The sequence below is a fragment of the Anabaena sp. PCC 7108 genome, assembly GCF_000332135.1.
In the GTDB taxonomy this organism is placed as follows: Bacteria; Cyanobacteriota; Cyanobacteriia; order Cyanobacteriales; family Nostocaceae; genus Anabaena.
The window spans coordinates 1,789,386-1,806,816 of sequence record NZ_KB235896.1 but is presented as its reverse complement, the minus strand read 5'-3'; the positions used below and the strand labels follow the sequence as shown (position 1 = coordinate 1,806,816).

The window sequence follows — 17,431 nt, the reverse complement described above, 5'->3', positions numbered from 1 at the left end:
TACAAAATTAAATAAATGGCACGAATCATCATCGCTGATCTGCATCCCCTCGATTCAGAAGTATTTATTAATGAACTAACTAGTACAGATTCTCAATCTGTATTTGGTGGTCAAGATAACTATCGTCCTCAAGTTTTAGAAGTTGGGGCTAAGGCTCTTGAGTTTGTCCTTGTGATTGCAGCTATTGATGCTATTTCGTTTCTAACAAGTTCATTTATAAACAGAAAATAGGACTGAATTATTCTATTAATCGACATTAAATCTGACTTCTTTAAAATTGAACCAGATGAACAACAAAATATTGTGTACAATTGCGACTGAAATAGCCTTATGGTGTCTTTGTAGTTTATTGACACAACAACAGCCATTTTTAAATAGTTTCATCATCATTTGATCCTATGCCATTTATCTTAAGCTCTCAAAATGTTTTTAACTATCTAATTTCCCAAGGACTGTGTACTCAGCAAGAACAGTCATTGAGTGAAATTGAGCTAAAACCTGCCAAAAACTTTAATTTATTAGTCAGCTTACCCAATGGTCGTCAACTTCTGGTCAAGCAAGAGCGTCTCAACCAAGAAGGTAAAACTCGTGGTGAATTTCTAGATGAATGGCAAGTGCATAGTTTTTGCCAAACGTTCCCAGAAATTAGTCATCTGCGTACATATTTATCAGCAGCAATTCATTTTGATGCGGAAAATTCTATCATCGTTTTCAATTATCTCAATGATTATCGTGATTTAGCTGAATTTTATGCTCAAGAGAATTTATTTGCCACTGATATTTCTTGGTCAATTGGCGCAACTTTAGCATCAATTCATCGCCTAACTTTCAAACATCAAGAGTATCAAGAATTCTTCCAAACTGCCAGTAGAGAGACAGATAGTATAACTCCTAATCTCCCAGGTAAATTAAATAGAATTACACCAGAAGTATTTGGTATGGTTCCTGCTGATGGCTTGAAATTCTTTGCACTCTATCAACGTTACGATAATCTAGGAAAAGCGATCGCCAGTTTGAGTGATGCTTTTACTCCTTGTTGCTTAACTCACAATGATCTCAAGCTGAACAATATTCTTCTCTCTTTAAATTGGGAAGCAATCACTAACCAAGAATCAGGCTTTAGCGACAGTATAATTCGTTTAATTGACTGGGAACGGGGCGGTTGGGGAGATCCTGCTAGTGATTTAGGAGCCATAATTGCTAGTTACCTACAAATCTGGCTGCATAGCATGGTAACTAATAAAACAACACCTATTGAAGAATCCTTACGTTTAGCTGCAATTCCTTTGCAATTGCTACAACCTTCTCTCTCAACCTTAATTCAGTCTTATTTAGCCAACTTCCCCCAAATTTTAGAGCATCGTCCTGATTTCTTATCACTAGTTGTGCAGTTCTGCGGGTTTGCCTTAATTAGGTCTATTCAAGCCCAACTGCAATATGAGAGAACCTTTGATAATTCGGGTATCTGCATTCTCCAAGTTGCCAAGAGTTTATTATGTCGTCCCCAAGCATCCATAATCACCATTTTTGGGATGGAAGCTTCAGACTTGATTCCCACATTATCTCTTGCTTAAATCCACACCATACCCTAGTAGACCCATGCAACTATTAGATTCGCTACATAGTCAACTTTCCGAGTTGCCAAAGCAATTGCAGACATCATTACAAGATATGGTGAATCAGATTACAATTGAATCTCACCATTGTATCAAGCATCCAGAGTACAAATCCTTAGAATTGCCAGAGCCAGTTGTATCTCGTTTTCAGCAGTTACCGCTGGAAATGCAACAACAGCATTTGAAATTACAATTGCGAAACTTTTTATACAGTGTCTATTATAATGCTGCTTCAAAACCTCACCTCAAATCTGACGCTATCAACTCAAATGATCAATTGGCGCAAAATCTAGAAAATAACAGCGTATTCGGCGTAGATTTAGAATTTTATGATCGCTTACATACCAGGAACAAAAGTGAAGGCTACTGGAGTCATAACTGGCAGATAGTCAGGGAAGAAACGGATAGCACATTGGCAGTGCATAAAAATGGGTTAACATTGCACGTTGATCCTAATTTGCATCTGTTACCAACAAACCAAAAGGTAACTGTGGGCAAGTTTGTATCTATTAGAATGCCTAAGAATGTGGTACAAAACGGATTTTATATGGCAGTAGCGAATGCAGGCTCCCAAAATAATCATGAAATTACGCGAATTTACTTTAATTTAACACCAGAAGGGGCAGCCTCAGTCATGGAAAGTTTAACAGCCCAACTAAATAAGATTTCGATTTCTTTTTCCTTTAAAGCGCTATATAATCCGTCCGATTATGGACGTTATGACTCAGCCGTGCTTTACTTTAATAAAAACCAATATGATGTAGTTCACCCAGTATTAGAAAGGGTCTATGCAGAAAATAAATCCTATTTTTTTGAGCAAGTACCTTTGTTTACTAAGCTATTAGCACCAGGTTTAGCTTGCGCTGAAGAACCAGAGCAAAAATTTGGGGAACAAGAAAGTTTTGGGACACATCGCTGTCAAATTATCGCTAACGGTTTAATTGCAGCTTGGCAACAAGACGATAATACTCCAGAAGGTAGATTGGCATCCATTTTCAAGCATTTTTCATTACAGAAAATTCAATTGCAACGTCCTTATCTCAATGCTAAATCTAAGGATATTTATACTCCTTTGTGGTAATTCTTACTTTATTAAATATGCTTAATCTATTTTAAGCATATTTAAAAGTATACCATAATTTTCAGCACTAATTAGCGTTAATAGTTTCAGTTCACATCCAAGAGGTAATGGTATGATTCAAAAAAGTTTTGATCAAAATCAACGGCTAGATAAAATATTTAAATATACACAGTTTCAACAGATTATCAAAGCCATTATTTTGGGTAATTATTCTTGGGCTTGTGTTTTATTTCTGCATTTTTCTGGTTATGATCCTCTGGAATATATACCCCATGAAACTTACAGTAACTTATTGAAAGAAAACTGTATCTTGGGTGATGATAATCATCATGGCACTGATGAGTCAAAATTAAAACTCTCCAATATTAAATTAAGCTGGATTAAATTGAAAAATAGTAAACATAGCTCTAAATAAATTGTCGGTATTGGGTAATTTCAAAAAACAGATTGACAAAGTTGTATTCAAAACTTGATAGTTAATAACTTGCCGAGAATCTCAGATTAATTCATTAGAGGTTCTCGGCTTTATGATTAGTAACGACACTTGAGAAAAAATAATTTTAGCTGTTATATCAAGTCCGGCTAATTGCTATTGAAAAAAATTCTCCGCGTCCCTCCTAATTATAAGTATTTAACCGGACATCATCATTAACTGGCTTCACTTAATCTTTCTGGAGAAGATTGCGGCTGTGTCTCCTCTGCTAGTTTAGCTACAATTTCTAAGGTTGTAATTTGCTGTTGTACCCAATTTGTAAATAAATCACCCATAATTTTTAGGCGCGTTTGTTCATTTAACTGTGGTTTAATAATTTCCTCAACCATAACTATATGCGCTCCTTTAGGTGTAATTATTGGCTTGAGAATTTGTGGTGGATTTGCAGCAAAAACAGCAGCCGCAATTTCTGGTCTAAAATCGCTACGTTGCCGGATACCTTGATATCCTCCAGCACGACGAATTTCTGGATTGGAGACATATTGACGAGCAATTTCTTGGAAAGTTATTTCTCCTTCTTGTAAAGCATAAAATATTTCTAGAGCGATATCTTCATCATCTAATATCACTTCATAGGTAGCTGCTCCGGTGTAATCTAATTGGTGAGCATAAAAAAACGGTTCAACTTTGTCGGCAAATAAATGAGTGGCTAATTTTGCAGATAATAAGTTAGCGTGGGCTATTTCTTCAAAGTTATCTAAAGAAAGATGATATTTTTCTAACCATGCCCAAGTTTCCTCTGCTTTAATTAATTTATTAGCCAATCTCAGACTATCTGCTGCCTGTTGTAGTTCTTCTATCTCGATTTGAATACCTTCCTTAACAGCAGTATCAGCAATAATTTTTCTGGTAGCGATAGCCTCTAGTAAATTAGGAATTTGGCAAGATATCTTGATGTGGTAAAGAATATCTTCAGGAGAAACAATTACCATCTGTGACATAATCTAATTCCTCCAATTATACCAAGTTTGGGTTTTGAATTTTCACTTCTAGATTTTGTTTAATTTTGGTTAGGTACTTTGTTCAGGTAGCAATATTTTCAGTTCTGATAATTTGGCATGATTATCTTAATTTTATATGGTAATTAAAAATTATTGAGGTATTTGAATAATATTAGATTTAACAAATAAATTAAATAAATTAAATAAATTAAATATTATCTCTACCTAATGATAGATTGCAGAGTTAATTAAAAATGCTGAAATAGCTGAAATATTTTTAAACCTTTCTATGTACACAAATAGCTAAAAAATAGACTTTTAAGTAATTTAAATGTTAACTGCTAACAGTATCATGCTAACAGTTAACAAACCCACCAATTAAACGTATTTACCATCTACTTACTGAAGTTAGACTCAATTGCTAATTACTAAAGCTCCAGACCATTTTTTTGCAGCTTTTTAAATGGGTCTAAAATAAAGTCAATAACTCGACGTTGACGAACAATCACTTCGGCTGTTGCTGTTTGACCTGGTGTTAAAAATAGCCGTTTATTGCCAGATTGGATATAAGGTTCTTCCATGGCAATTTCCACTTCATAAGTTTCTAAACGATTGGAGCTATTTTCCTGAATTTTTGAGTTAGGTGAAATCCAAGTGACACGTCCTTTTAACACTCCATACTCTTGGAAAGGATAAGCATCAAACTTAATTTTGACTGGCATTCCTACCTTAACAAAACCACTTTCCTGGCTAGACATTTGTGCTTTCAAGATTAAAGCGGCATTTTTAGGTGCAATTTGAGCTATCATTTGTCCAGGTTGAACAACAGATCCTGGCTTTTTGATAGGCAATTCAAAGATTATGCCATCAATAGGAGATCGCACTACTCGTTGTTTTAACTGCAACTGCAAGGAAACAATCTCACTCTTAGTTTGAGCAATTTCTGATGTAATTGTAGTAACTTGTGTTTGCAAATCCTTAAGCTGTTCCTGGTTTTTAAGTAACGTCAACTTACCTGCTTGAATTACACTTTGATAGCTACTTTCCTCTTCTTCTAGACGAAGTTTTGCTTGCTTAATATCTGACTTAGCTTGACTCATAATTGACTGATAGCGACTCAATTCTTCTTCTAAACGCAACTGAGTTTGTTGAATATTAGCTTTTGCTTCTTCCTGCAAACGCTGGCTTTCTTCTGCTATCTTTTCCAATTCGACAACTTTGGTTTGGGGAATTACGCCTTGCTGTAAAAGTACACGATAGCGAGAAACTTCTAAAAAGTCTCGACTTAAACGACTTGTGGCCAACCTGTAAGCAATTTCGGTAGCATTTATGCTTTGTTTTACCTGATCAACTTGAGCTAATTTTTCTAATTTTTGTAAATGATACAGACTCTCCTTAGCATCCAAATTTTGTCGAACCTGATTGACTTGAGCTAATTTTTCTAATTTTTGAGACTGATTTTGTTGTTCTTGAATATTAATCGCCAGCAAAACCTGATTTTTGATCAGTTCTGTTTGTGCTTGACGATTGACTAACCCTTCTAGCTTGGCTTGTGTTTGTTTTAATTCACTTCGTAAAACATCAGATTCCATTTCCATTAAAACCTGTCCGGCTTTAACGGTTTCGCCTTCTTTAATATTGACAGCAATAACACTACCAGTGACTGCACTATCTAGTTTTTGAGTTGCACCTTTGGGTTCAATTCTTCCACTAGCATTTCCAGTTTCATCAACTTGGGCAAACATTGTCCAGGGTAAAGCTATTGCTGTAAAGCTAATTAGCAAATACAGCATTGAGCGTGTCCATGCTTTCGGTAAAGCATCTAATAATTCTTCAGTGCCATAAAACCAATTTTTTGCTTGATCTGTTGTCTGTTTCTCTTTTTGAATTGAAGAAGATTGAGCCTGTTCAGGTATGACAAAGGTTGATGATGAATTATAAGTTGATTGTGGCATAATCAATCTTGGATTTTGAATTTTGGACTATTGGGTTAATTTCAACTGCACAGAAAATCCCTAATTAACACTAGAGTAAAAATGTTGCACACATAATAGAGACGTTGTATGCAACGTCTCTAAATTTGATTTGAAGTCAGGTCTGATAAATGGTTGATTTATGACCGTCGCTTTGCTTCAATTAAAAATTCAAAGAGGATACAATCCCCCTCAAATCAACCTGTTTGCGCTAGTTGTTGTTGGTTGAGATAGAAATAATGACCTCTTTTGGCAATTAATGCTTCGTGAGTACCACTTTCAACTAAAACGCCGCGATCTAAAACTAAAATTAGGTCAGCATTTCGGACAGTAGAAAGGCGATGTGCAATGATCAAACTTGTGCGTCCTTGGAGAATTTGTTTGAGGTTATTTTGAATAATTCGCTCAGATTCTGCATCAAGATGACTGGTAGCTTCATCTAATATTAAAAGACGCGGATTTCCAAGTAAAGCGCGGGCTATAGCTAGGCGTTGGCGTTGTCCCCCTGATAACATTCCCCCACCTTCACCTATTTGGGTTTCATAACCCATAGCCATGCGTTTAATAAACTCATCTGCACCTGCAAGCTGGGCTGCTTCAATAATTTCTTCTAGTCCTGCTTCGGGATGGGCAATGCTAATATTTTCCCGAATTGTGCCGCCAAACAAAAAGGTTTCTTGGTCAACAACTCCAATTTGCGATCGCAGTGATTGTAAAGAAATACTAGTCACATCTTGATTGTCAATTAATACTCTGCCATCTGTCGGTAGATATAAACCCAAAATCAGCTTAGAAAGAGTAGTTTTTCCTGAACCACTTCGCCCTACAACTGCCACAGTTTGCTCAGGTAAAATTTCAAAGTTTAAATTTTCGAGGATGTTAATCTCGCTTTCGGGATGATAACGGAAAGTCACATTATCAAAGCAAATACGTCCGCGTAAACTGGGTAAAATCTGGCGGGTTTGGGCTGATAAATCTTCTTCTGGTTCAGCTTCTAAAACATCATTAATTCGCTCCGTAGAAACTATTACTTCTTGGACTTGATTCCAAAGTACAATTAGTCTTTGAAAAGGCTGAATAATGTTACCTAGCAACATATTAAAAGCCACTAACTGTCCAATTGTTAATTGGTTTTGAATGACTAACCAAGCTCCAAACCATAATAATACTGTACTCGCTATGGATTGAATAGTAGAACTAAGAATTTGCAGTTGATTGCTAATTACTTGACCACTAAAGGTTTTTTTCGTCAAATTATTCAGTAATTCTTCCCAACGCCAACGGACTGTTTGTTCAATCGCCATTGAGCGAATAGAAGAAATCCCTGATAGACTTTGAATCAAGTAACTATTTTCTTTTGTTACTGCCGTAAAAACTTCACGGCTAATGCGACGCAAAAAAGGTGTAGCTACTAATGCTAGTAATACAAAAGGTGGGACAATGGCTAAGGTCATCCAAGCCATAGGTGGACTGTACCAAAACATCAATCCCACATAAATAAACACGGTCAGCAAATCTAAAACAATAGATAATGCTTCCCCAGTTAAAAACCGCTGAATTTTTTGATTTTCTTGGACACGAGAGACAATATCGCCAACATAACGTGACTCAAAGAATGACAGAGGTAGGCGAAATGTATGTTTAATAAAACCTACCAATAATGCTACACTAATCCGGTTAGCTGTGTGGTCTAGTAAATATTGTCTGAGTCCATTGATGACAACACGAAATAAGCCAAAAATTAGCAACCCAAAACCAACGGTGTTTAAGGTAATGGTGCTACCCTGGACAATTACTCGGTCTAATAATAGTTGAGTAAATAAAGGTGTGACCAGTCCAAAGATTTGAATTAATACCGAAGCCACAAATACTTCTAGAAGTACTTGAGAGTGAGGTTTAACTAAATCAAATAACTGCCAAAAGGTTGTATTAGATTCTGGGGTTTCTTTGAGTGAGTTTGTCGGTTGTAATAACAACGCATAACCTGTCCAACCAGCTTTGAATTCGCCAATAGTTAGGTTGCGTTGACCGATAGCGGGATCAGCTACAATTACGCGTTTTTGGGTAATTTCATAGACAACGATATAATGTTTACCTTCCCAATGTGCGATCGCTGGTAGGGGTTGTTGTGCTAATTTATCTAGGCTGGCTTTTACTGGACGAGTAGCAAAGCCAATACTTTCAGCCGCTGTAGTTAAACTTCCCATTGATGCACCAGCACGGTTAACATTGGCAAGTTCTCGCAAGCGATTAATACTGAAGTTTTTACCCCAATAACGACTAATCATCACTAAGCAAGCTGCACCACAATCAGAGGCGCTTTGTTGTTCAAAAAATGGATAACGTTTGCTAACTTTGCGCCACCAATTTCCCGCCGTGACAGTAGGACTAGGAAAGTAAGCTTGGCGTTTTTTCGGCTGTGATTGTGTCTCGGTTGTTGATTGGGGAAATTGGATTAAATTAGGGCTTTTGTTCGGAATTTTCAGCTTTGGTGGTTTGGGAATGGAAATTTCTAGAGACTGTGGACTGTTAATTAATTCTGCTAATTGCGGCCAGTGTTTTAGTGCTGTTAGCCAATGATCATGACGGAGAATGTAAGCGATCGCAGATTCGGTTGCTTGCCAACTTCCCTGTTGGGAATTAACAAAAATTTTACCTGGTATTAATACTTGCCCTTGAGAATGTTGTAGTGTTCCCTTACGCACTAGCAACAGCTTAATATCTTTGGTGATTTTGGCGTTTAGGAAACCAGTTCCTATATCTTGCCTTTCAAACAAAGATAATGCTTTTAACATCTCCTCTACTGATTCATGGCGAGGTATAGCAGTATTCTGGCAGAATAGCATCAGTGTATCCCAGATTTCTGCCTTCATCAGCAAGCTATCGCTGACACCGGGAAACTGCTCAATTACCTCTTGGGGAAGATAACCTAACTTTAAATTAACAGAAGCTCTAGCCACATAAGAACGAAACTCCTGTTCGGGAAACAACGTCAACTCCCCAAATGATGCACCAGATGTCCAAGTGGAAATTAAATTATTCAAACCATCTAACAGCCGCACTTTACCAGACAAAACCAGATAAATTCCTGGTGCTGCTGTTGTAGATTGCCAAAACTGCTTGGCTATTGGTGGTTGGATAATTTCTAATTGTTGAACACAATATTCAAGTTCTTGTGCTGAGAGTGACTCACCCAAAGTTTGGGTGATGACTTCAACTAACTGTAACCGAGAAAACGCTGATGGCATTTCCTTACCTCCAAAACACTAATAGTTATTGGTCTGAATCAAATTAAATGACCAATGGAAACTAGGTTCAGAGCTAGATTGCAAATCGCCAATTTTGATGCCAGCATCTTGAGTTTGAGTATTTGTTTGTTGGTGGGAACTTTTCCGTTTAGTAGAAAGTCCCATTTGTTTAAGTAAGCGGTTAATGTGGCGATCGCTAATTTCAATTCCCAATTCCTTCGCTAAATGTTTACTTAACCATTGAGCAGTCCAGTAACCAAAAGCATAGCCATATTCACGTGGACTATTACTTACTAATTCCCTCAACCGTTCGATATATTGATGATTAACAGTCTTTGGTCTACCTATCGGTCGCTCATTCCATTTATGTGCCATACCAGCCTCAGCTATACCTATCCAATACCGCGCCATTTCCTGAGAACAACCTATCATTTCACAAATATGAGATTGAGATTTGCCCATATCTGCTAACAACATAATTTCAATTCGTCGCCGATATTCGGGTTGTATATTAGATTGCAGGTTTTTTAGCAGTGCCTTTCGCTGAAAAGGTGTTAAAAACTTGCTCTCGTGTATATCGTAAATATCAAAAGCCTTGTCTTGATTTGAAGAAAATGACATAATTCTTACCAGTTGCCGTCTATTGTTGTGAAATTTGGGCAAGTTTATCCCTGACATCTGTTAATAAAATTCAGATGCAAAATTAATTAGCTGGACTTAGGCTAACTAAGTATTTATGACATGATTTGCAGTTAAGATTCTCGTTCTGCCCCCCTAGCTTGCTGAAAATCTAATCAAATTTTGAACCATCAATATCCGACATTAAAAAATTTTGATTCGGCGTAATTTTCATCAACAAAACTGATGCAAATCATGTGAGTTTGGGTTTTTACTACCCTCCAAAATTTCTGGAGTAGATAGTTTATAAGCAAATACGGTTAAGTTAGATTAGAGCCACAACTATTAAATTGTGTAAGTTGGGTTGTTCGCGTCAGCGTTGCATCGCAATGAAACATTTTCTTAGCGTGCCGTAGGCATAACCCAACATCTTCAAGACTGTGTTGGGTTCGGCTGTCGCTCTAACCAACCGACAATTATCCTTAACTTAACAGTATTGGTTTATAAGCAGTGGTAAGCATCCTTGAAGAATATGTAGTAAGATAGCTGTTTTCCATTAAACAGCAGTATTTAGTAACACACCTAGAATATTAAAAAGCCAGAATTTCTAGCCCTTCTTAATACCTAGCGCAACTACCATATTATGTTGTAAAGCCATTTGCCCTTAGTTGAAATTCACAGTCATAAAATTTGGAGCTTTGTGGTAGCTCTAATTTTAAGGATGTTGTTAAACACTGCCATACAGGTTTATATATGAACATCCTAATATTTAAGTAAGTTGAGTTTTAGTAACTCAACAATGAGGTAAAACCTGTTTTAAGGATTGAAGCCTAAAAGTAGCTAAGATCAGGCAAGGAAACTATCTATTTCTTACACTAGCCTAACACTAGTATTTTCTCATCAGCAGATTGTCATAAATCTGAAATTTTCCACAAGAGAACTTAAAAGAAAACGCTACATTTCTTCACTTCTTATCTTAGTCTACTATGATTCATTCCGAAATTTTCCTACATCTTCGCCTGAAGTTTATAGAAAAATTAAAATCTTCATCAAATCTTAATAAAGACTTTATATAAATTTTATATTTGTTATTTAAATCTTCATTTGTTACAACCGATTTAAAATTTCTATCGGGTTGCTATTTTTTTTACAAAAAAAGAAGCTGTTTAAATTTGCCAGCTTCCATAAATTACTATATAAATTGCCAGTTTATACAGCAAGCATAATCCTGTTTGCCAAACATAGGATTACGAGAGTTGAAATAAAAGCGTAATAGCCAGTGATTTCTACCAGCCATGAATGTGATTTCACAGTAACTTTTCAAGTTTCTAGCCTACTTTTGGCACTAAAGTTTTAAAAACTAAAGTTATACCCAATAGAGTAGAAGAAGTTCTGTCACTATTTCAAGTTTTAACTGGGGGAAGCCACTACCCCAATTTCTTAAAGCTCAGACTTCCTAGAAAAAATAACCACCAGTAGTTACTGTTCATCAGTCTTGGTGTAAAAGTTATCTACCCCTTGCACAACTGATTGCGGAAACAGTCAGTATTATGTATTTCATGGTTAGATATAAGCGTTGATTTTATTGGTAAAAAGGGTTCTTTTAACCATGCACCTCTTTTTAGTTGTTATTTCTAATTTATAGGATGTTACTAATCTATATTTGCCAGAATGGCAAATTTTTACATTGATGTATCGTAGAGACGTTTCCTAGGAACATCTCTACAGTACCAATTACTGACATGATCCGACTGACAATTTTTTCTGAGCAAGTTATGCTGACCGCTTCTCCCTGTGATTACCACGTACTTCTACTTTTTGCTTACCTCCTACTTCCAGATAAGCTATATCTTTAATTTTGCTCAGACAGCTAGGTGCAAGATGACTCTCAGACCTTTTTTCTGTCACTTGTTTAGCAATTTTGAGATTTTCATTATGTTGTGCAGTTGACCTACTCATGCGGGAGTTTTCTTTGAGGAGTCGGTTATAAGTGCGATAAGGAATGTAATGCAGAGGATTGTAACCAACAAACCGCAACATTAAAACACAAGCCCATGAATACTTACCAGCTAGAATTGCTTCTATTACTTGGTCAAACTGCTCAGGTTGGATTTTCTTATCTAAGTTGCTACTATTGCCAGAAATGTCTTGATTCATAGTAAGTGTTAGTTTTTTGAAGGTAGTAAACTAGTCAAGTTTCTACGAGTTTTATTGTGTCAATTGCTGCTTACAAACTGCAATACTAGTCCACAACACCAACTTTGATGGGTTCACAACAGAAAGAAAAGTTATATTCTCCCCATGCTTGCCTTCACCCAGCAATTGTGGTTTGGTCGAGTACTAGCCTTAAGACAGTTGTTGAATTAATTACAGAAATATATTGGTAGTAGATTTGTGGCGAATGTTGAAAAAATAGATAACTTTTTCAACAGGCACATCCAGAAAGTTTCCCAGTTCTGAGCAGTTCCCTTAACTTCCATTTATCAGAGCTATCCCTAAAACTTCTCTGTTGTTTTCGCTGCATCTGGATACTATGGAGACGAGTTTTAGTTTTAGCAATTTTGGCTGCTATCTGGGTAGTTTCCCATATGTTTGGGAGCAACTTTAATATGCGAACTTTCAAAGCTATGATTTGCTTTCCCTGGGTATGACTGACTTGTGCAATCTTTTCTGTACATACCCAAACCACAGCCTTGAGCAAAAAATCTAAGTTACTCCACCAAACTAAATACAGAAGGGCTGAGAGTGCCTCATTCTGAAAGGATGTAGACCTGTTACCTGTTTTATTAATTGCTATATCACTACTTTTTGGGTTGGTTGATAAAGTTACCGTTTGTGAAAGTATGGAACTTTTATCAATGGTAGCCTGACGAGGATGTAAATCATAGAGGTTTATCTCTAAGCTACCCCGTAGGCTTGATGTTTCGACTGCATTTGACCTGATGATTTTTTTCATTATCCTGACCTGTGATTGAAAACCTGACTGTTTTTAATCAAGTCTGTTTGCTACTTTGCTGTAATTGACCCTGTTTATCTGTGCAGTTTTGTAGATGTTACCTAGTGGTATGGGTTGTTGATGAAGACAACCGTCATTGAGTACTTCTCAGCTTTGGTTTTTGCTTACCAGTGAATTAAAGGTAGAATTTACCTTTTTTCTCTAAGTTAGCTGGCTTGGTAGATGCAGTTGTGTCTTTTGAGAATTCCACAACCCTTAATTCAATAATTTTTTACTGGATATTATTGTATAACTGGCCGCCGAGCATTGGGAGAGCTTTTCAGTAAAGTCTCAGAATTTTTAACTTTGCCGAGAAGATAATTCATATTTGAATCTCAATGTCTACATTCGTATTTATACTATTTTTTGTCGCTAATGTCATCTGCCAGTTTGGCAGTCCTATAAGTTAAATTTACTTAATGTCTCTAGATATTCACTTATGCATTGTGCAGCTTTGATTTTTGTCCCATATTGGCCAAAAAAATGAGGGGTTACACCCCCTATTTCCTGCCTTTAAAAAAGTTGATTATGCTCGTTTTATTAGCAAATTATCTCCCTGTTTTTTCTTGAAAAAGCTTATATATAAACCACTCTAGATACTTTTGAAAATAACCAAATTTGCGATTTTTATTAAAATTAGTCTTAAGAGGTTAGTTATTATATATTGTTATATGTTTTCTCTGAAGGTCTTATCTGAAAATCTTTACAGCCACAGCTATGTCAGCTATCCGCTAGGAAAAGAGGAGTAATGATTGCATATAAACTAGTCAGATAATCCAGATATTAAGTGGTTATGACTACTATTGCATGGTATGGTATATCCGCCTAGTTTGTCACTAAAAAAATTTAAATTAAAAAAACACCCCTTAGTAGGTGTGCTGATAAAAAAGTGTAATCGGCTTAACCAAAACTTAAACATATAATTTAGCATCTAAACGCCAGTTAGCAGACATCAAATGCTTATGGATTTTTTTTAATAAAATTACTCTATTTTGTGAAGACAACTAGCCGATATATGTAAAATTACTGTTGCTATTATGATTTTATTAAATAGAAATAAAAATCGTTAATTGTGATGATTATGTAGTTATTAGCTTTTAAAAATTTTATAACATTTTATACCTCGATTTATCTAAATGTATCAGCCATCAGCATCCTATCAGCTTAAATTGGCTAAACAATTAAATCAGGAATTTATTGACAATCTACAATTCAAGCATTACTATGTAAGTCCGACTCTACCCACACCTCTAAGTTAAAACTATAAATTTCACTCACTTTGTATTTGGTATTCATTTTCATGTATTTCCTTTAAGTACATAGTGGTTGCATTTTTTGGGTTAGTAATTAAGTAAGATAAACGTATGTTTTTACACTTGTACTGATTGTGTCCCGCGATGATAACCAGATGGATTGGGGTTCTTTCTAAAACAATAGATAATACTTGTTATACTTATCACTAAATACAGTGATATTAGATATGCTAAAGCACTAGTACTACTTTCTCGAAATTAAAAATTCAAAAAGCAGATTACATAAGCTTTTCAGGGATTTTTAAGGGTTGATTTACGCCGTTTTTTACTGCTACAACATGAGTTTTGAGATTTAAAACTTTCGACTCTTACCATTACTGACTTTTTTTGCAGATTCCGGAAGTTTTTGGAAAATATAATAACAGCCTGTAGATATACATCTTCTTATTACAGATGATACTTTTTTAATCTAATAAATCTAGGACTTACGCATTGACAAAGTTTCCCAAATATGAGATGTAGATTTTATCGCTTGTAGGGTGTGGTTCGCAAAGCTCACCAACCATGTCAGACTCGATAATTTGGTAAATAAACAGATTTCCTCTATCTGACGCACCTGACTCAATAAGTTATTCCCAAAGCCTAAAACGACGGAATTTCCTTCATTCAGATCATGGTAAGTTTGTATAGTGCGTAAGTCCTAATTACTATAAATACAAATAAATTCCCCAAATAGCCATAGCGCGGAGATAGGTACTAGCGCGGAAAGTACCATTAGCGGTGATTGCTTCTGGAGTGCGAAATTGCAAACCATTGTCGTATATTTGCCTAACTACAGCCTCAGTTAAGCGCATGGCTTCATTTTTCATGTCCATTTGCACAAGGAAGGCTGCAAGACCAAAATTGATTCCTGTCCAAACTTCTAAGGGGTGGGTAGAATTGGGATTTTCTGGTAAACCATTGGGAAGGACTCCGTTAGCAGCACCAAATTCACCATTTTGGAAGTTGAGAAAACAAGCCTCATATATAGTTGTTAAGGCAGATAATGCGCGATCGCTGGGAACAATATCTGGTAAACTCAATAAACGAGCGTAAAATTGCCCACACAATTGATCAGCCATCACCACATCAGAACCACTTTCACTATCCAAACGGTAATACTCACCATTCCAAAGCTTCTCCTGATAAATTGGTTTTGATTGACTCAACCAACTTTCATAAATAAATCTTTGTGCCTCTGTGTCCTCTGTGCCTCTGTGGTTCGTTAAAATCTTAGAAATAGCGATCGCACTTTCCAAAGCCGCTAACCATAAACCACCACAATAAGCACTCACACCCTGCAAACGCCAATCATCGAAAGTTTGGTCAGGTGCGCCAGAATTTTCTGGTATACTGTCACCATCGAGATCAAAAGTTTTCACATAATCGAGAGTTTGCACAATTGCATCCCAACAATCTGCTAAAAACTGGATATCATTTGCACCGGTAAACAGAAAATCTCGATATACCTGCAAAACAAAATCACAACCTAAATCTTTCCAGAGATTGCAATCTTGATAACTAGTGTAATTGGTTTTTTCCCAAACGTGTTCATTGGGTGCGCCTAAATCGTGAGGAGTCGCACCGGCGATTTTGCGAACCGCGTTAGGACTTTCGGATTTGATAGTCAGATAATAACCAATAATTCTAGTTCTATCATCACTTTGGGGAATTGCTCTGGCAAAAGCGTGAATTACCGATTTTTCCAATTCAGGAAATAACATCAACAGTCCAAAAGAACCGTATAACCGCACATCGAGACTTTCATACCAACGGTAATCTAAACATTCTAACACAGCGAACTGGCCGACAGGATCAATTTCTGACGCGGCACTCCAGAGAGTTCCCCCGCTGGTTAAGTCGTAGAGTTCGTTAAATAACGCCATTTTGAACCAGTCGGGTAAGTCAGAACGACTGAGAATAGGTTGTTGCCAATTTTGGATAAGCGATCGCCAATTTTGATATTCTTGAAGTGCAGTAGTCGCAATTTGCCAAGCATTCTCACCATTACAACCAAAAAAGTCTGTATATCTGCGGTAATAGTTCACTCCCGCTGCAAATTCTGTAATCGGAAAATCCCAACTGAGGACAAAAGAAACTTCTAAATTTTCTCCAGGTTGCAAAGTGAAACGCACCGCAATAGCCGCACCTAATCTTGTATTTTCATCTGCGGGATTTTCATCTATATAATTAGGTAAAGAACCATCGTTAGAGAAACTTTGCCAAACATCTTCACCATTACCCACAGCATTAAAACGGGAATGATGAAATATTTCCACTTGGGGATTTTTTGCAGTTGCAATACACCAAGTTCCGTCTCCTTCTTGGACAGTTTTGTTATCAGCAACTTTACCTAAAACACAACCAAAATATTTATCATCTTCTGCTAACCAATTATAATTTCCTTGACTTTTTCCCCAAGCTGGTTGATATTCATAAACTGGACTACCATCATCTCTTACTCGCACTTCAGGAGATTTCAAAGTATTAGTAAACCAACCCACCATATTTTCCCAAGTTAGCATAATGCTAATAGTAATTGGTGCATTAGTTGGGTTGTGCGCTTTCCACAAGAAAACTGCTACAGGATAACTAGTTTCTTGATAATTATTTGCCCAAATTGGAGAAAATTGCTCACAGGTTAATTGAGTTTTTAAGACATTTTCATAAACAAACCAACTGCGAGGATAAAGTGCATGATATGTACCTGATTTCACACCATCAACAGAGAGGGGAGAAGGTGGATACCATTGCCAAGATTGTAGTGTATCATCTTCTGGTGGTTGGGTAGATAATGCGTAAGCTTGTCCAGATTCAAAAACACTAAATTGACAAGCAGGAACGTTTTTGAAAGTATGTTCTCCTCCGTCAATGTGCCACAGGTTAAAATCTCCTTGTGAAGAACGTCCTATACAACCTGCACCAAAGCCACCGAGAGGCATTCCGTGCCAGGGTCCATCATCAATATTACTAGGATAACGGACGGTGTAGGGTTTGTCCCAACCTAAGCCAATGGGACGTTTCCAGGTGCAGGGGGGTATTTGGGGGTGGTTTGTCATGGTTTGAGTTTCACTGTTGACGCTAATGAAGAGTAGCGTGATGTGTGATTTTTCTCAAGTAGCAATCCCAATAACCACCTCAGAATGAATTCTGAGGCTAATAGAGGAAGTCGTC

General features: G+C 36.7%; 11 protein-coding genes. 4 read left to right on the top strand and 7 right to left on the bottom strand.

Translation table 11 applies throughout. From position 1 onward, the window contains the following. Positions 1 to 15: 15 nt before the first annotated feature. The 4 genes from ANA7108_RS0108985 to ANA7108_RS0108970 all read left to right on the top strand — a co-directional run bounded on the left by ANA7108_RS0108985 (position 16) and on the right by ANA7108_RS0108970 (position 3,112). Entirely contained in the window at positions 16 to 231 is a 216-nt protein-coding gene (locus tag ANA7108_RS0108985; protein WP_016950448.1) for a hypothetical protein, read from the top strand. A 167-nt stretch (positions 232 to 398) separates the two neighbouring features. After that, positions 399 to 1,574: a phosphotransferase gene (locus ANA7108_RS0108980; protein ID WP_016950447.1), complete on the top strand. Its 1,176-nt coding sequence runs from the start codon at positions 399 to 401 to the stop codon at positions 1,572 to 1,574. 25 nt (positions 1,575 to 1,599) lie between these two features. Beyond that, positions 1,600 to 2,697, top strand: a complete 1,098-nt coding sequence (locus ANA7108_RS0108975) for a T3SS effector HopA1 family protein (protein WP_016950446.1) — start codon at positions 1,600 to 1,602, stop codon at positions 2,695 to 2,697. A gap of 112 nt (positions 2,698 to 2,809) precedes the next feature. Continuing rightward, the gene (locus tag ANA7108_RS0108970; protein ID WP_016950445.1) at positions 2,810 to 3,112 is read left to right on the top strand and encodes a HetP family heterocyst commitment protein; all 303 of its coding nucleotides are present in this window, start codon (positions 2,810 to 2,812) and stop codon (positions 3,110 to 3,112) included. A gap of 233 nt (positions 3,113 to 3,345) precedes the next feature. Here the strand turns inward: ANA7108_RS0108970 and ANA7108_RS0108965 are convergent, their stop codons facing one another. The 7 genes from ANA7108_RS0108965 to ANA7108_RS0108935 form a co-directional block, all read right to left on the bottom strand. Then, positions 3,346 to 4,131, bottom strand: a complete 786-nt coding sequence (locus ANA7108_RS0108965; protein WP_016950444.1) for a peptidylprolyl isomerase — start codon at positions 4,129 to 4,131, stop codon at positions 3,346 to 3,348. A 428-nt stretch (positions 4,132 to 4,559) separates the two neighbouring features. After that, complete coding sequence (locus ANA7108_RS0108960) at positions 4,560 to 6,086, bottom strand: HlyD family efflux transporter periplasmic adaptor subunit (RefSeq protein ID WP_016950443.1); 1,527 nt, start codon at positions 6,084 to 6,086, stop codon at positions 4,560 to 4,562. Positions 6,087 to 6,301: 215 nt separating this feature from the next. Beyond that, the gene (locus ANA7108_RS0108955) at positions 6,302 to 9,352 is read right to left on the bottom strand and encodes an ABC transporter transmembrane domain-containing protein (RefSeq protein WP_016950442.1); all 3,051 of its coding nucleotides are present in this window, start codon (positions 9,350 to 9,352) and stop codon (positions 6,302 to 6,304) included. Between the two features lie 18 nt (positions 9,353 to 9,370). Continuing rightward, positions 9,371 to 9,973, bottom strand: coding sequence for a helix-turn-helix domain-containing protein (locus ANA7108_RS0108950; protein ID WP_016950441.1), 603 nt, complete (start codon positions 9,971 to 9,973; stop codon positions 9,371 to 9,373). A 1,770-nt stretch (positions 9,974 to 11,743) separates the two neighbouring features. Beyond that, complete coding sequence (locus ANA7108_RS0108945) at positions 11,744 to 12,127, bottom strand: HetP family heterocyst commitment protein (protein ID WP_016950440.1); 384 nt, start codon at positions 12,125 to 12,127, stop codon at positions 11,744 to 11,746. Between the two features lie 268 nt (positions 12,128 to 12,395). Next, positions 12,396 to 12,926 (bottom strand): hypothetical protein, encoded by a 531-nt coding sequence (locus ANA7108_RS0108940; protein ID WP_016950439.1) that lies wholly within the window; start codon positions 12,924 to 12,926, stop codon positions 12,396 to 12,398. A 1,999-nt stretch (positions 12,927 to 14,925) separates the two neighbouring features. Next, a complete protein-coding gene (locus tag ANA7108_RS0108935; protein ID WP_016950438.1) occupies positions 14,926 to 17,316 on the bottom strand; it encodes a GH116 family glycosyl hydrolase in 2,391 nt (796 codons plus the stop codon). Positions 17,317 to 17,431: the final 115 nt, after the last annotated feature.